At 61.1% G+C, this 14,707-nt stretch carries 12 protein-coding genes and 1 pseudogene; 11 read left to right on the top strand and 2 right to left on the bottom strand.

Features of this window, described 5'->3' with window-relative positions; genetic code table 11:
* The first annotated feature begins 24 nt into the window (after nt 1-24).
* A protein-coding gene (locus V5734_RS12475; protein ID WP_347309970.1) for an IS3 family transposase occupies nt 25-1,175 on the top strand; the annotation gives its coding sequence in 2 pieces (ribosomal slippage) (nt 25-268 and nt 268-1,175; 1,152 coding nt in all).
* A 119-nt stretch (nt 1,176-1,294) separates the two neighbouring features.
* Here V5734_RS12475 and V5734_RS12470 read toward each other — a convergent pair.
* Nucleotides 1,295-2,365, bottom strand: a complete 1,071-nt coding sequence (locus V5734_RS12470) for an aromatic ring-hydroxylating oxygenase subunit alpha (RefSeq protein ID WP_347309969.1) — start codon at nt 2,363-2,365, stop codon at nt 1,295-1,297.
* A gap of 453 nt (nt 2,366-2,818) precedes the next feature.
* Here V5734_RS12470 and V5734_RS12465 point away from each other — a divergent pair.
* The 3 genes and pseudogenes from V5734_RS12465 to V5734_RS12455 form a co-directional block, all read left to right on the top strand.
* Nucleotides 2,819-3,109, top strand: a pseudogene (locus V5734_RS12465) (transposase); the annotation flags it as partial.
* A 58-nt stretch (nt 3,110-3,167) separates the two neighbouring features.
* Nucleotides 3,168-3,875, top strand: a complete 708-nt coding sequence (locus V5734_RS12460; RefSeq protein WP_347309968.1) for an IS6 family transposase — start codon at nt 3,168-3,170, stop codon at nt 3,873-3,875.
* Between the two features lie 102 nt (nt 3,876-3,977).
* Nucleotides 3,978-4,523 carry a transposase gene (locus V5734_RS12455; protein WP_432759623.1) on the top strand — a complete coding sequence of 182 codons (546 nt, stop codon included), beginning with the start codon at nt 3,978-3,980 and terminating at the stop codon, nt 4,521-4,523.
* A 347-nt stretch (nt 4,524-4,870) separates the two neighbouring features.
* Here V5734_RS12455 and V5734_RS12450 read toward each other — a convergent pair whose 3' ends face one another.
* Nucleotides 4,871-5,461, bottom strand: a complete 591-nt coding sequence (locus V5734_RS12450; RefSeq protein WP_347309967.1) for a helix-turn-helix domain-containing protein — start codon at nt 5,459-5,461, stop codon at nt 4,871-4,873.
* A gap of 237 nt (nt 5,462-5,698) precedes the next feature.
* Between V5734_RS12450 and V5734_RS12445 the strand changes: the two genes are divergently transcribed.
* The 7 genes from V5734_RS12445 (at nt 5,699) to V5734_RS12415 (ending at nt 14,525) form a co-directional block, all read left to right on the top strand.
* Complete coding sequence (locus tag V5734_RS12445; protein ID WP_347309966.1) at nt 5,699-7,717, top strand: hydantoinase/oxoprolinase family protein; 2,019 nt, start codon at nt 5,699-5,701, stop codon at nt 7,715-7,717.
* A gap of 67 nt (nt 7,718-7,784) precedes the next feature.
* Nucleotides 7,785-9,401, top strand: a complete 1,617-nt coding sequence (locus V5734_RS12440) for a hydantoinase B/oxoprolinase family protein (protein ID WP_347309965.1) — start codon at nt 7,785-7,787, stop codon at nt 9,399-9,401.
* A complete protein-coding gene (locus tag V5734_RS12435; RefSeq protein ID WP_347309964.1) occupies nt 9,401-10,693 on the top strand; it encodes an NAD(P)/FAD-dependent oxidoreductase in 1,293 nt (430 codons plus the stop codon). Before V5734_RS12440 ends, V5734_RS12435 begins: the two co-directional genes overlap by 1 nt.
* The gene (locus V5734_RS12430; RefSeq protein ID WP_347309963.1) at nt 10,690-11,418 is read left to right on the top strand and encodes a cupin domain-containing protein; all 729 of its coding nucleotides are present in this window, start codon (nt 10,690-10,692) and stop codon (nt 11,416-11,418) included. Before V5734_RS12435 ends, V5734_RS12430 begins: the two co-directional genes overlap by 4 nt.
* Before the next feature lie 87 nt (nt 11,419-11,505).
* Nucleotides 11,506-12,633, top strand: coding sequence for a C4-dicarboxylate TRAP transporter substrate-binding protein (locus V5734_RS12425; protein WP_347309962.1), 1,128 nt, complete (start codon nt 11,506-11,508; stop codon nt 12,631-12,633).
* 56 nt (nt 12,634-12,689) lie between these two features.
* On the top strand, nt 12,690-13,208 hold the full coding sequence (locus V5734_RS12420) for a TRAP transporter small permease (RefSeq protein WP_347309961.1): 519 nt from the start codon (nt 12,690-12,692) through the stop codon (nt 13,206-13,208).
* A gap of 9 nt (nt 13,209-13,217) precedes the next feature.
* Nucleotides 13,218-14,525: a TRAP transporter large permease gene (locus V5734_RS12415; RefSeq protein ID WP_347309960.1), complete on the top strand. Its 1,308-nt coding sequence runs from the start codon at nt 13,218-13,220 to the stop codon at nt 14,523-14,525.
* Nucleotides 14,526-14,707 lie beyond the last annotated feature (182 nt).

Raw genomic sequence — 14,707 nt, 5'->3', positions numbered from 1 at the left:
TAACTTTGAGGCGAGGAGGCCGAGATGGGGACGAGCAATTACAGCGATGAGTTCAAGCGGGACGCGGTGCATCAGATCACGGTGCGAGGGTATGCTGTTCGGGAGGTTTCCTGGCGCCTGGGCGTCAGCACGCATTCGCTCTACAAGTGGATCAAGCTGTTCGGCGATCCTGAGGCGAAGAAGCCTGGCGTGGATCACGAGGCCGAGAACCGTCGGCTGAAGCGCGAGCTGGCCCGGGTGACTGAGGAGCGCGATATCTTAAAGAGGGCGGCGGCGTACTTCGCGCAGAATGCAAAGTGAAGTACGCGTTCATCAGCGCGCATCGGGAACAGTTTCGCGTTCGGGCCATGTGCAGGGTGCTGCGGGTGCATTTCTCTGGCTTCCATGTATGGCTTAAGGAACCGTTAAGCCACCGCGCGCAGGAGGATGTCCGCCAGACTGCGTTGATCCGGCAGGCCTGGGCCGAGAGCGGCAGGATTTACGGCTATCGCAAGCTGGCTGATGATCTGCGCGACCTGGGAGAGACGATTTCCGAGAACCGGGCCGCGCGGCTGGCATCGCGCGCCGGGATCACGGCGCAGATCGGCTACAGGCGGCGTCCCGGCCGCTATGGAGGCAAGCCGGCCGTTGTTGCTGAGAACCGGCTGGAACAGCAGTTTCAGACCTCTCAGCCGGACCAAGCGTGGGTGACTGACATCACCTACATCAAGACCCATGAGGGCTGGTTGTATCTCTGCGTCGTCATCGACTTATTCTCGCGCCGCGTTGTCGGCTGGTCCGCTCAATCCCGAATGACCACTGACCTCGCCCTGCAAGCCCTGCTGATGGCCGTGTGGCGCCGCAAACCCGCGGGCAAGGTCATGATCCACTCCGACCAGGGCTCCCAATTCACCAGCCGGGAGTGGCAGACGTTCCTGCGCCAGTATGATCTGGAACCCAGCATGAGCAGACGCGGCAATTGTCACGATAACGCTGTCGCCGAGAGCTTCTTCCAGCTCCTGAAACGGGAACGGATCCGGCGTCGTACCTACCCGACCCGCGACGCTGCTCGGCAGGACGTCTTCGACTACATCGAGATGTTCTACAACCCGAAACGCAAGCACACGAACAACGGCATGCTGTCGCCCGTTGACTTCGAAACAAGGCAGCAAAAACTGAACGAGGCAGGTGTCTAGGAAACTAGGGGCACCTCATACCGTCTTCGCAGGCAAAGCGCTGCGCCTGCGACTGATCAGATGAGATCGAGACCACAGCGCGTCACGGCAAGATTGCGTTGGAACCGTCTGCTCGCCACCTACAGGGCCTCACCCGCGGCTTTCAGTGTGTCTGCGTACAGCGTCTGAAAATGCGCTATGGCGTTTTCGCTTTGCTCCGCGGCCTGCGAGGTGACAATGAGCGGACCGCGGTCGAAGCCTATGCTTTCCAGGCCGGCCTGAACGCAGGCCACCACGGCGGCGTCTTCGCGGCACACGGTGTTGCAGTATTCGGTTCCCACCGCGACGACCTCCTGGGTCGCTTCCTCCGACAGGCCCTCGGGCACCCACCAGCTATAATGGTATCGGGTCTTGCTCGGACCGAGAGGTACGACCCGCCTCAAAGAAACCGCGCCATGGATCGGAAATACCTCAACCACATTGTTCGGCCAGATGAACCAACTGTGCAAATCGCCGTGCACGTCGCGGTCGCGCTTGCGTGCAATGAAGTGCCGCATGAAGGGGCCATAAACATCGCAGGAATATGATTCCGTTTCATAGAGTTGCGTGATCGATGTGGCGTGCACCGATGGGCAGTGGTAGCATTCGTTAAGGTTCTCGACGGATACTTTCCAGTTGCAGCTGTGTTCGATATCGCGCTCGAACACGGGCTTCATGTTCTCGATTCCCGTTCTGGTCGAGAGAATGCCTTCTTCCAGCCCGGGATAGGTTTCTTTTAGGCTGGTCGCGTTGTCGTCGAGGTTCACAAAGATCAGGCCCAACATCGTCTCGAGCTGCACCTCGCGGAGCTTGATATCATTCTTGCAGAAACCGTCCACGTTTTCAGCCTGCGGTGCGCGGACAAGCTGGCCATTCAGCCGATAGGACCAGGCGTGGTAGGGGCAGACGAAAAGCTTGCGATTTCCCGCGCCGGTCGCAACCGAATGCGCGCGATGCGGGCAGACGTTGAAAAACGCTCTGATCTTCTCGTCCTCGCCCTTCGCGATGAGGATGTTTTCATCGACGATTTTGGTTGTGAAGTAGTCGCCCCTATTGGCCACTTGGCTCACGTGGCCGACAAACTGCCAACTTTTGTAGAAGATCTGTCTTTTGTCGAAGTCGTAGTGATTTTCATCTGTGTAGAAACGGGACGGAATTGTTAGTTGCGTCAATTGAGGCCTCCTTGATCGTTGCGGCTATGACGTGAAGCACGCGGTTTTATCAGTCCGACGCTTCGGAAACCTGCCGTCAGGCCGCGGCCAACGTCTGCTTGCTCAGTTCACAGCTTGCGTCACGCTGCTATTGCAGTGGGTCAGGAGATTCCGAAATCTACATGCGTAAATTGAACAAGCAGTACTCTTATTATACTGTAGGGTCAATTAAATTTATCCTTTCGGATAAGGCTTGTTGCTGTCGGCCCTTTCAAAGGAACTTAGCTTGAGCCGGGCAGGGCAGTCACGTAGCGTTTCCGGATGACGAAACGCTCGCCCTTCCGCTACTTCAAGACCAGCCCCGAAGTCATCCGGCTAGCCGTGATGATGTGTTTGCCGTCAGCACCCTTGGGACATTTGACTTGATTTCGTAACGGAGGGTTTCAGGCTCATCGTAACCACCAAGGAGTGGAGATGAGACAGAAACCCGGAACAGTAAAGCGGACGGCGGAGTCGATTGTGAAGGACATCCGCCGGCGCACGCGGAAGCACCATTCGGCCGAAGAGAAGATCAGGATCGTGCTTGAAGGGCTGCGCGGCGAGGACAGCATCGCTGAGCTCTGCCGGCGCGAGGGGATCGCAACGAGCCTCTATTACAGCTGGTCGAAGGAGTTCCTGGAGGCCGGCAAGAAGCGGCTTGCGGGCGATACGGCGCGGCAGGCTACCAGCCCCGAGGTCAAGGATCTGCGGCAGGAGGCAGTGGCGCGGTCATGTCAGAGGGAATCGAGTTGAGCGGGGCAGGGTGGCCTCGTAGCGTCACGGGATGACGCAGGACACCCCCCTCAAGTACTTCCGGACTAGCCCGGAAATCATCCGCCTGGCGGTGATGATGTACGTCCGGTTTCCCCTATCGCTGCGCAACGTCGAAGACCTGCTGCACGAGCGCGGCATAGACATCAGCCATGAATCCGTCCGTTTCTGGTGGAACCGGTTCGGCCCGATATTTGCCTCCAAGATCCGCATGAAACGCGCCGAACGTCTGCGTGCGGGGCCGCAGTGGCGCTGGCACCTCGACGAGGTTTTCGTGAAGATCAATGGCGAACGCCACTACCTCTGGCGGGCTGTCGATCACGAAGGCGAGGTCCTGGAAAGCTTCGTGACGAAGACACGGGACAAGAAAGCAGCGCTGAAATTCTTGAAGAAAACGATGCGGCGATACGGTCGGCCCGAGGCGATCGTCACGGATCTGCTTCGGTCCTACGGCGCGGCGCCGAAGGCGATCGGCGCCGCAAATCTGCAGCAGACAGGTCGTTGGCTGAACAATAGGGCAGAGAATTCCTACTTGCCGTTCCGACGACGGGAACGGGCGATGCTTCGATTCCGGCGGATGCGAAGCCTGCAGAAATTCGCCTCCGTCCACGCCTCGGTTCACAACCACTTCAACGCGGAACGCAGCCTCTCCAGCAGGCCCGAATTCAAGTCCAAACGAGCCGCCGCTCTCGCCGAGTGGCGTGGTCTCTGCTCCGCATAAGGGACAGCATCACTGTCCTTGGTTAGACCGGTTCGAATTCGTCTGGCAGCACCCTTTGGGCTGAAGGTCGGGCGCGTCGCGGTCGGTCGCTTCGAAGACCGGGTGCGCGAGTTGATCTCAGACATAGCGGTGCTGGAAGAGACTGCAGAGGCGGTCCTGCGGGGGCGGTCTGAAGTGGCTTTGCGGCTGACAGAGCTGCATCGGCAGGTACTGGCCATTGCGAAATCGGATCCGGTTTGCCAGCGGTTGATGAGCGTGCCGGGAGTGGGTCCGGTCACGGCGTTGGCATATCGGACTGCCGTAGAAGACCCGAGCCGGTTCAGAAAGGCGTCATTGCTAGGCGCACACTTCGGTCTCACGCCGCGCAAATACGCCTCTGGAGAGACCGATCGAAACGGCAGGATCACGCGCTGCGGCGACCGGATGGTGCGTTCCCTGCTCTGCGAAGCTGCGACGGTCCTGCTGTGCCGGGTTCGATCCTCGAACTGGCTGAGGCGATGGGGGATGCAGGTTGCACAGCGACGGGGCATTCGACGGGCCCAGATCGCAGTGGCGCGGCGCCTTGCTGTGATCCTGCACCGGCTCTGGATCGACGGAACGGAATTCCAGGTGAGCCGTGCGGGCATCGGCGGAGCGGCTGCGGCCTGAGAGCTGAAGGATAATGAGATGAGAATGAAGAAACAAATCTGACACGGGATCCGCGACGGCGGATGTGTCCGGCAGGACGCGGGGCGCGGCGACATCGTCGAACCAGTTGTTGCTTCCGAAATAGGACGCGGACAGCACGTTACCTTAGAGATTGATGCGCCGACCCTGTTCTGGTCCCAACTTGTGGCGGTCCCTGTTCAGAAAGGTGCACCGACCACGGAGCGAAGAGTGAACCCAGCCGGGGCACAGATGCCAGCGCGGTCAAATCGCCTGAAGGGCTTCACAGATGCAACCCGATTAGCGAAGACTGGTTCGCATTTGTCTGACACCACCCTCCCGAAGATCTGTCAGCTAGGTGGCTTCAGGCCCTGCAATTCTTTCTTGGTGTTGATCCACAGAACTTCCGCCTTGGTGCCGCCGCGATTCTGAAACCGGTGCGGCAACTGGCTGTCGAAGGCAAAACAATCGCCGGTCGCCAGAACATACAGGCGATCATCCACCTCCAAATGCAGCGATCCGCAGAGGACATAGCCCACATCGATTCCTTCATGCTGATAGAAGCCGGCGCTGGACTTCGATCCTGGTTCCATATCGACGAGCATAAGTTGCATCTGCGCGAAGGTAGTTGGTGTGATCAAGGTCTTCTTCATGCCCTCGACTAGCACCGTGAGCGGAGCACCTTTGCCAGAGCGCACGACGATGTCATCGGCACCTGCATCGTCCTTGTTCGCCTGGACTTCGAACAGCCAGTAGATCGGCACTCCCAGCGCATTACCGATTCGCTCGATGGTGCGCAGTGACGGTCGGCCCAGCCCGCGCTCGATCTGGCTCAGCGTGCCGATCGAGACACTGGATCGTTTGGAAAGATCGTCCAGCGAAAGGTTAAGATCCTTCCTGATCTGCCTAACGCGCGCACCGATCATCGAATTTGCCTGCATTCAGCTTGCTCCGGTAAATGACAGGACGAAACACGCGGCAGCAGCACGGCTCGCCACCCTTGCGGGCATTCATAGGACAGATGCGGGCCTGCGAGCAGGCAGACTGTGTGTTATGTCCATGATACAGATTACAAAATGAAAATCTATATAGAAAAACTTCAAAAAGTTATTTTTTTTGTTGATGGACGGCCAAAAATGAAGATATGCATAGGAAAGTTTCATTTAGATGAGGGCCGCATGCGAGTCGGGGTTGAGGTAGGGGGGACGTTCACGGACCTTGTGGCCGTCGAAGATGGCCGGATCGTACTGACCAAGGTGCCAAGCACACCGCAAAGCCCGGATATCGGCGTAATGGAAGCGCTTGCCGATGCCAGCCTGTCGCTGGGCGGGATAACGGACTTTGTCCACGGCTCTACGGTCGCCACCAACGCGCTGCTGGAGCGCAAGGGCGCCAAGGTCGCATTCGTCGTCACCAAAGGCTTCCGCGATATCCTGCTATTGCAGCGCCATGACCGGTTGAACATCTACGACCTGCGCTATCAGCGTCCGGTTCCCGTGGTCGAGCGCCGCGACTGTTTTGAAGTGACCGAGCGTATCGATGCGGCTGGTTCCGTGATCGAGCCGCTGGCCATCGATCCTGCCGCCAAGGGCCTGCTTCCGGGGCTGAAGGACGGCGGCTATGCCGCGGTGGCGATCTGCCTTTTGTCATCCTATGCGAATCCTGACCATGAACGGGCGCTTCAGGCGGCGCTTAGCAAGGCGCTTCCGGGCGTCTTCGTGACCTGTTCCTCCGATGTGAGCCGCGAGTTCCGCGAGTTCGAGCGCGCTTCCACCACGACGCTCGCCGCATACGTGCAGCCGGTGATCGACGCCTATCTCGACCGGCTGGCCCACAAGCTCGAGGATCGCGGCTTTGCTGCCCGGTTCTCGGTCATGCAGTCCAACGGCGGTCGCCTTCCGGTGGAGGGAATGCGGCGCAACGCGATCTCGGCACTATTCAGCGGCCCTGCCGCCGGTGTGGTCGGCGCCACGCGGCAGGCCCAGCGATCCGATGTCGGCAACCTGATCACTTTCGATATGGGCGGCACCTCGACCGATGTGTGCCTGGTGACCGAGGGCCGCCCCGGCATCTCGCCGGACACCATCCTTGACGGCCTTCCCGTCCGCACACCGGTTCTCGACATCGCGACCATTGGTGCGGGTGGCGGCAGTTTGATTTGGATCGACGATGGCGGTATGCTGCGGGTCGGCCCGCGCAGCTCCGGCGCGATGCCGGGACCGGCCTGCTACAACCGTGGCGGCACGCTGCCCACCATCACCGATGCCCATGTGATCCGCGGCACGATCCGTCCCGAGGCCTTTCTTGGCGGCACGATGGAAATCCTGCGCGACAAGTCGATCACCGCCTTCAAGCCGATTGCCGAGCAACTTGGCATGACCGTGCCGCAAGCGGCCAGTGCGGCCCTGCGTCTTGCGGCCGCCAACATCGTCCGGGCCATCCAGCTGATCTCGACAGAAAAGGGCCACGACCCGCGCGACTATTCACTGGTCCCCTTCGGTGGTGCCGGTCCACTGATGGCTGTCGATGTGGCCGAGGAACTGGGGCTGGCGCAGGTTCTGGTGCCCCCGAACGCCGGGGTTCTTTCGGCCTATGGCCTGATCGCCTCGGATTTCTCGAAAATCTATACGATGACCCGCCGGACTGCGGTGGACGACGACGCGCCGACGGCGGTCCGCGATGTCCATGCGCAGATGATGGCCGAAGGCGAGGCCGACTTTGAACGGTTCGGCCTGACCGGCGACAGGGCATACAAGTTCACCGCCGACATGCGGTTTGTCGGACAGGCGTTCGAGATCGCGCTGGACATCAATACCGCAACCCTTGACAGCCTGACCCGTCAAAAGCTGATCGACGATTTCATCGCCGCGCATCACCGGGTCTACATGCACGGCGCTTCGGCCGAGCAGGCAATCGAGATCGTCGGTTTCCGGCTGGAGGTCACCCGACCGATCAGCAGCCTTCCCGAGCTGGCCGAACGCGAGCTGACCAACCGCCCGGCGCATATGAAGGCGCGGATGGAGGGCGAAACCGGAGTCTTTGATGTCGATGTCTATACGGCCTCATCCCTTGAGGTCGGCAGTGAAACCGTCGGTCCTGCACTGATCGAGGGCTATTCCACCTCAACTTGGGTTCCTGCGGGCTGGGCCGCGACTCGGCAAGCGAATGACAACCTGATTGTCCGGAAAAAGGGCTGACACCATGGGACTCAACCCCACAGACTATGCCGTCATCAGCCAGGCCATCGCCGCCGCTGCCCGAGAGATGGGCGAGAAGCTGATCCGTTCGGCTTTCTCCACCATCCTGCGCGAGGCGCGCGACGGATCGGCTGCGCTCTTGGACCGCGACGGCAACACTATCGCCCAGGCCGAGCTGATCCCCATGCAGCTTGGCACCATCGGTTCGGTCTTCCAATCCTGCGCGCGGCTCTATGATCTTGACGCGCTGACCGAGGATGATTTCTTTATTATCAACGACCCCTATTCCGGTGGTCAGCACCTTCAGGACATCTTCTTCTTCAGCCCAATCTTTCATGACGGGGTTCGTGTCGGTTTTGCCGCGTCGGTTGCCCACCATCTGGACATCGGCGGCGGGTCGCCCGGCCTCAGCCCCAATGCTCGCGACGTGCATTCCGAAGGCATAATCATTCCGCCGACCAAGTTCTCGTACAGCCGGGACTGGAACGGCGGCATCCTTGAAAGGATCCTTAGAGCCAATGTGCGTGCGCCATTGCAGACCATGGGCGACTGCGACGCACAGATCGCGGCAAACAAGGTCGGTGCACGCCGCATCACAGAGCTATGCACCAAGTACGGCACCGACAAGGTCATGGAAGTCATGCGAGAGTTCCAGGACTATTCCGAGCGCCGTTTCCGCGCCGGGATCGCCGCCGCCCCGGATGGCATCTACTACGGCGAGGATTTCACCGATGATGACGGCATCGGCGACCAGCCGGTCCGCGTCTGCTCCAAGGTCACGATCAAGGGCGACCGGATCGACGTCGACTACGAAGGCACCGATCCGCAGGTACGCACCCTACTGAACGCGCCCCTTGCGGCTACCATCTCGGCCACGCTGTCCTGCGTGAAAAGTGTGCTGACCAGCCCGGACATTCCCTTCAACGCCGGTGTCAGCCGTGCAGTCGAGGTCAAGGTGCCCAAGGGTTCGATCCTTAACCCGCACTACCCGGCCCCCGTGCGCGCCCGAATGAACATCTGCTATCGCGCTTTCAATGCCACGATGAAGGCACTGTCCCAGGCGGTTCCGGAGAAGGTCATCGCCTGTGGCTTCGACACCACGACGTCTGGCTGCCTGTCCTGGTTGGGTGATACCGGCTTTTCGGTCTATCTCGAGATCTATGGTGGCGGCTATGGCGCCTCGGCTACGGCCAATGGCTGCGATGCCATCGACATGCCCTTGGCCAACTGCGCCAATACACCCGTCGAAGCCATCGATCAGGACTACAGCTTTTTCCGGGTCGAAGAATATGCGTTGACTCCGGACAGCTATGGCCACGGCGCCCATCGCGGTGGCACCGGCTTTGTGAAGGCGTTCCGCATCCTGAAGGACGACGCCCAGGTGGCGCTATACTCCGACCGGTTCCGTTCGACCCCCGACCCTTTGTTCGGCGGCACGTCCGGAACGACGGGCTCTTGCGAGATCCACCGCGGCAACGAGGTGATCAAACTGAAGTCCAAGGGTATGTGTGACCTCATGAAGGGCGATCTGGTCGTGTTCCGTCTTGGCGGCGGCGGCGGCTATGGCAAACCCGAGGATCGCGCCATGGCCGAGATCGATGCCGACATCGCCAACGGACTTCTGACCACCGAGACTGCGCGCCGGTTCTATCCGCAGTTTGCGGCCCAGGCCGGAGACCGCTGATGCGGGCCAGCGCCGACAGCTTTGACGGCGCGCTCTGGTGGCAATCCAGCGCCGAGCCGCCGGTGAATGCACCACCGTTGCAGGGCAGTGCCGAGACCGATATCGCCATCATCGGCGGTGGTTACACCGGCTTGGCGACCGCACTCTTTCTGGCCGAGGCCGGACTGCGCCCGATGCTGCTTGAAGCCCGCCATGTGGGCTTTGGCGCGAGCGGCCGGAACGGCGGCCAGGTGATACCGGGCCTGAAATACGATCCCGACACCCTGATCGAGAAGTTCGGTCCTGACAGGGGGGCCAAACTGGTCGAGATGGCCGGTGGTGCCGCCGGTCTGGTCTTCGACACCGTGGCTCGCCACGCCATTGACTGCGCCCCGCTGCGTGCTGGCTGGATTCAGGCAGCACATTCCCAAATGGCACTTGGTCCGGTGATGGCCCGCGCCCGGCAATGGCAGGCCCGTGGCGTGGCGGTCGAAATGCTTGATCGCGAAGAGCTTGCCGCCCGTAGCGGTACCTCGGCCTATTTCGGCGGCTGGCGCGACCCGCGCGCGGGATCGGTGCAACCGCTTGACTATGCCCGTGGCCTGGCGCGGGCAGCCCGGCTTGCCGGAGCCACGCTGCACGAGAACTCTCCGGTCACCGCCCTTGCCCGCAAGGGACAGGGTTGGCGGATCACCGTCCCCGGCGGCACGCTTCAGGCGCGCCGCGTGGTGGTGGCAACAAATGCCCACTCCGACGACCTGATCTCGGGCCTTGCCCGGTCGATCCTGCCGGTCCAGAGCATGCTGGTCGCCACCAAGCCGATGCCGGATGATCTTCGGGCCCGGCTGATGCCTGGTGGTGTCGTGCTGTCGGAAACCCGGAAACTGGCGTTCTACATGCGCCAGTCAGCCGATGGCCGACTGGTATTCGGCGGTCGTGGATCGGTCGGGAACATGGAAAGCGACGGACTCGTGGCCGCGCTCAAGGCTGGAATGCTGCGGCTGTTTCCGGATCTGGCCGACATCGGCTTTGATCAGCAGTGGTCGGGTCAGCTTGCCTTGTCACTGGACGGGTTGCCGCACCTGCATCAGCCCGAGCCGGGCCTGCATGTCGCGCTGGCCTACAACGGGCGCGGCATCGCCATGGGCACCGCTTTTGGCAGGATGATCGCCGACTGGATCGCCACCGGCCAGGCCCCGGTTTTCCCGATCACCCCGATTCGTCCAATCGCATGGCACACCATCCGCGAGCCGGTGATGAATCTGGGGATCCGGTGGTACTGGCTTAAGGACAGGATGGGCTTCGCGTCATGAAAATTGAAAAAGTGGCCATGCTGCCTGCCGGCGTTTTCGATTTGCGTCGAGCCACGGCCACCGCTCCGGCGGCCGACCCGTTCCTGGGTGCACGACTTTCGGTCAGCCATCATTGCGCGCTAGAATTCTTCCGTGCCGAAAGCACCGGTGGATCGGGCCGATTGCCACAGCAGGATCGCTTCCTAGTGATCCTGCTGCTTGAGGGCGCGCTGGACCTTTCTGCAGCGGGAACTGACCTGAGCCTCATGCCCGGCAGCGTCGCCGTGCTGTCACCCGGTACTGCGCTGGACTGGCAGACCCAGGGGCAAAGCCGCTGGTTGCTTCACAGCTACCGTGATGCCGGGGGCCGTGCCGAGCCTGCCCTGATGATGGTCGATCCAGTAGCCGGCCTGTCGCCCTCCGCCGCCCCTGCCGCCGTGCTTCTGGACGGCCCGACGCCAGTTTGCAGCAAGGCCGACCTCTGTGCCGCATCGGACGGCGCATGGAGTTGTGGTTTGTGGACGGCAACGCCCTACCGCCGCATCCCCGTCCGCTACGGCTACTACGAGTTGATGTTGCTCGAAAAGGGTGCTGTCTCGATTTTCACGACCGACGGTCAGCGGGCCGAGTTTGGTCTGGGCGACGTCTTTGTCATAGCCGAAGGTGCCGAAGTCGGTTGGCACAGCACGGCGCCGGTCAAGAAATTTTGGAGCATCTACACCCCCGTCTCTGCCGACAGCGCCTGAAACCAAGAACCCACCGGGGGTGACCCGGCCACGCAACGCAATGGTGCGACAGTAGACCCGCGCCCACTGACCTGGAGGAGAAAGACCATGAAGATGTTTTCGCGACTTGCCGGTGCAGCGCTTTTCGCATCCGTTGCGGCCGTGCCGCTAGCTGCCGAAGAACTGACGGCAAGCATCTGGTTTCCCGACACGCATCCATTGACGCGCGACGGCTATCTGGCGCTTGCCGACGATCTTGCTAAACGTTCGGGCGGGGATTTCACCCTTCAGGTCTACACCGGAACGGCGCTTCTGCCGGCGGTGGCCCACCTTTCCGGCCTGGTCGACGGAATCGTGCAGATGACTTACCATGCTGGCACCTACACGCCCTCCGACCTGCCCGAAGACAACGTCGCTGCAGTGCTGTCGATCGGGTTGGCCGATCCGATGGTGGCGGTCATGGCGGTCGCCGATTTCTACATGCACGACCCGGCGATCAAGGGGATGCTGGACCGCCACGGGATTGTGTTTCTCGGCGCCTATGCCTCGCCGCAATACGAGATGATGTGCTCGAAAGAGATCACGACCCTGGAGCAGATCAAGGGCGCCAAGTTGCGGATGCCGTCACTGATCCACACCGCCTGGGCGGATTCGGTCGGTGCTGCCTCGGTAAGTGTGCCGTCCTCGGAGATGTACACCGGACTTGAAAAAGGCCAGCTCGACTGTGCAATCAACGCTCTCAACGATCTCAAGTCGCGCTCGCTGTGGGATGTGGCCAAATACGCGACCCGACTGGAATTCGGCCCCTACTTCGCGGGCTGGCAATATGCCATCGACCGTGACGCATGGACGGGCCTTCAGCCCGAACATCGCCGGATGCTTCTGGATGCCATCTCGGACAACACCGTCGACATGAGCATCGCCTATCAGGCCTCCGCCGACGAGGCCGTTGCCGAAGCTGCCGACCATGGCGTCACCATCTCGGAGCCCTCGCCCGAACTGCAGGCCAGCCTGGACGATTTCATTGCCGCGAACATGAAGAATATTGCCGTGGAAACCGGCGCCCAGCTTGGCGCGCAGGATTCTGAAGGCATCGTCGACCGGTTCATGGCAACCTATGCCAAGTGGGACGGATTGCTTGCAGGCATTGACCGCAAGGATGCCCCCGCCCTGAAGAAGGTCCTGATGGACGAACTCTACTCCAAGATCGACTCGGAAGCCTACGGCCAGAATTGATCTGAAACCGGGTGGTCTCGCAGTCGGGACCACCCCATCACAACGGGGACTCGGAGATGATTGACACCCTGCTCTATCGCCTGTCGCGGTTCCTTACGCTGGTTGCCGGCATCGGCTTGATCCTGATGATGGTGCAAACTGTCGCGGACGTGGTTGCCGACAACTTCTTCGGCAAACCGATCCCCGGCAATCTCGAGGTGATCTCGGTCTATCACATGGTGCTTGTGGTGTTCCTGCCGCTGGCGCTGGTGGAATGGAAGCACGAAAACATCCAGGTCGACCTTTTCTTTCTGATGATGTCCGCTTGGTTGCAGCGGACGGTACTGGTGGTGGGGTATCTGACCTGCGCCGTATTCTTCGCCATCCTGACCCGCCAGACCTGGATCGACGCTGTAGCGTCCTGGCAGAAGAACGAACTGATGATGGCCGCAATCTATTTAGTGATCTGGCCGGCAAAGTTTGTCCTGCCGATCGGATTCGGCGCAATCACGCTTGTCACACTGCGCCATGCGGTCCGGGCACTGCGTGATCCGATTGCGTCATTCGCGCCGCAGTCCGATGAAACCCATATCTGAGGATCTTCCATGAGCAATGTCGCAATCGGATTCACCGGCATTGGCATCGGCCTGATCCTGCTCGCGTTCCGCATCCAGATCGGCGTCTCCCTTGGCCTGGTGTCGTTCGTCGGGATCGGTATCCTGGTCAGCTTCAAGGCGGCATGGGGGATCATCACCGCCATTCCCTTCAACTTCGTCGGCGACTGGAACCTGACCGCCATCCCGATGTTCCTGCTAATGGGCTTCGTCGCCTCGGAGGCGGGGCTATCGACGGGCCTGTTCCGGGCGATGCGCATCCTGTTGTCATGGATGCCGGGCGGACTGGCCGTATCCAGCGTTGGCGCCAATGCCGTTCTCGCCGCCGCTTCGGGTTCGTCGGTGGCAACCGCATCGGCCTTCGCCCGCATCGCCACGCCCGAAATGCTGCGCTATGGCTACCATCCCGGACTTGCCACCGGCGTCATCGCCGCTGCCGGAACCCTTGGCGCCCTGATCCCGCCCTCGATCCTGATGGTGCTTTACGGCTTTCTGGCCGAAGTCTCCGTCGCCAAGCTGTTCGCGGCCGGTGTGGTGCCGGGGATCCTGACCGCGCTGGCCTTTTCGGCGATGATCATCATCCGCTGCCTGATCACGCCTTCGTTGGCTCCCAGGGTCAACGACAAGTTCACCCCGGCCGAGATCCGAGTAGCCATGTGGGAAACCTGGCCCTTGCCGGTGATCATCCTCGGCGTCCTTCTGGGCATCTTCCTTGGCATCTTCACGCCCACCGCGGGCGGTGCCGTCGGCGCGGCCCTCGCGATCCTGCTGGGCCTTCTGCGCCGCCAGCTGGACTTCGCGGTCATGCGGCGTGCGATGGAGGCAACCCTGGTCTCGACCGCTTCGATCTTCCTTGTGATCATCGGCACCTCGCTCCTAGGCAAGTTCATGGCCCTGTCCGGGGTCCCGAGTTGGTCGGCGAACCTGCTGGTCGAATACACCACCTCACCCTTGATGGTGCTGCTGGCGGTCAGCGTGCTGTTCCTGTTCCTCGGCATGTTCCTCGATTCGATGGGTATCCTGCTCCTGACCATGCCGATCATCCTGCCCATGGCGCGTGCCGCCGGGATCGACCTGATCTTCTTCGGGATCATCTTGGTTAAGCTGCTGGAAATCGGCCTGCTCACGCCGCCGGTCGGGTTGAATGTCTATGTCATCAAGGGAGCGCTCGGCGACCGCGTCAGCTTGACGACAATCTTCAAGGGCGTCGGCTGGTTCATCGCCGTCGATCTGGTGCTTTTGGTTATCCTGGCGTCATGGCCACAGATAGCACTCTGGCTGCCCGGTCTGATGGATTGATGAGTGAAGCCGTGTGACCGGCGGTGCCGGCTGTGTCAAAGGAACTGGGCGGTCTTGTCAGATTAAATCGCAGCTGTATCTTTCGAGACGGGAATTTCAGTGCCGATCTTCGTCGCCTGCTTGACCACGGTCCAGCAAACAAAGGGATTTTGCCCCAGCGTCAGAGCAGGGCGGCGGGGACG

Origin of the sequence: Defluviimonas sp. SAOS-178_SWC (assembly GCF_039830135.1) — a bacterium.
In the GTDB taxonomy this organism is placed as follows: Bacteria; Pseudomonadota; Alphaproteobacteria; order Rhodobacterales; family Rhodobacteraceae; genus Albidovulum.
This window is presented reverse-complemented; position numbering and strand designations above follow the sequence as displayed.

Coding starts and splice junctions, on each gene's coding strand:
- V5734_RS12460 (WP_347309968.1), top strand. CDS start 3,168: ATGACGCAGGACACCCCCCTCAAGTACTTCCGGACTAGCCCGGAAATC.
- V5734_RS12450 (WP_347309967.1), bottom strand. CDS start 5,461: ATGCAGGCAAATTCGATGATCGGTGCGCGCGTTAGGCAGATCAGGAAG.
- V5734_RS12445 (WP_347309966.1), top strand. CDS start 5,699: ATGCGAGTCGGGGTTGAGGTAGGGGGGACGTTCACGGACCTTGTGGCC.
- V5734_RS12440 (WP_347309965.1), top strand. CDS start 7,785: ATGGGCGAGAAGCTGATCCGTTCGGCTTTCTCCACCATCCTGCGCGAG.
- V5734_RS12435 (WP_347309964.1), top strand. CDS start 9,401: ATGCGGGCCAGCGCCGACAGCTTTGACGGCGCGCTCTGGTGGCAATCC.
- V5734_RS12430 (WP_347309963.1), top strand. CDS start 10,690: ATGAAAATTGAAAAAGTGGCCATGCTGCCTGCCGGCGTTTTCGATTTG.
- V5734_RS12425 (WP_347309962.1), top strand. CDS start 11,506: ATGAAGATGTTTTCGCGACTTGCCGGTGCAGCGCTTTTCGCATCCGTT.
- V5734_RS12420 (WP_347309961.1), top strand. CDS start 12,690: ATGATTGACACCCTGCTCTATCGCCTGTCGCGGTTCCTTACGCTGGTT.
- V5734_RS12415 (WP_347309960.1), top strand. CDS start 13,218: ATGAGCAATGTCGCAATCGGATTCACCGGCATTGGCATCGGCCTGATC.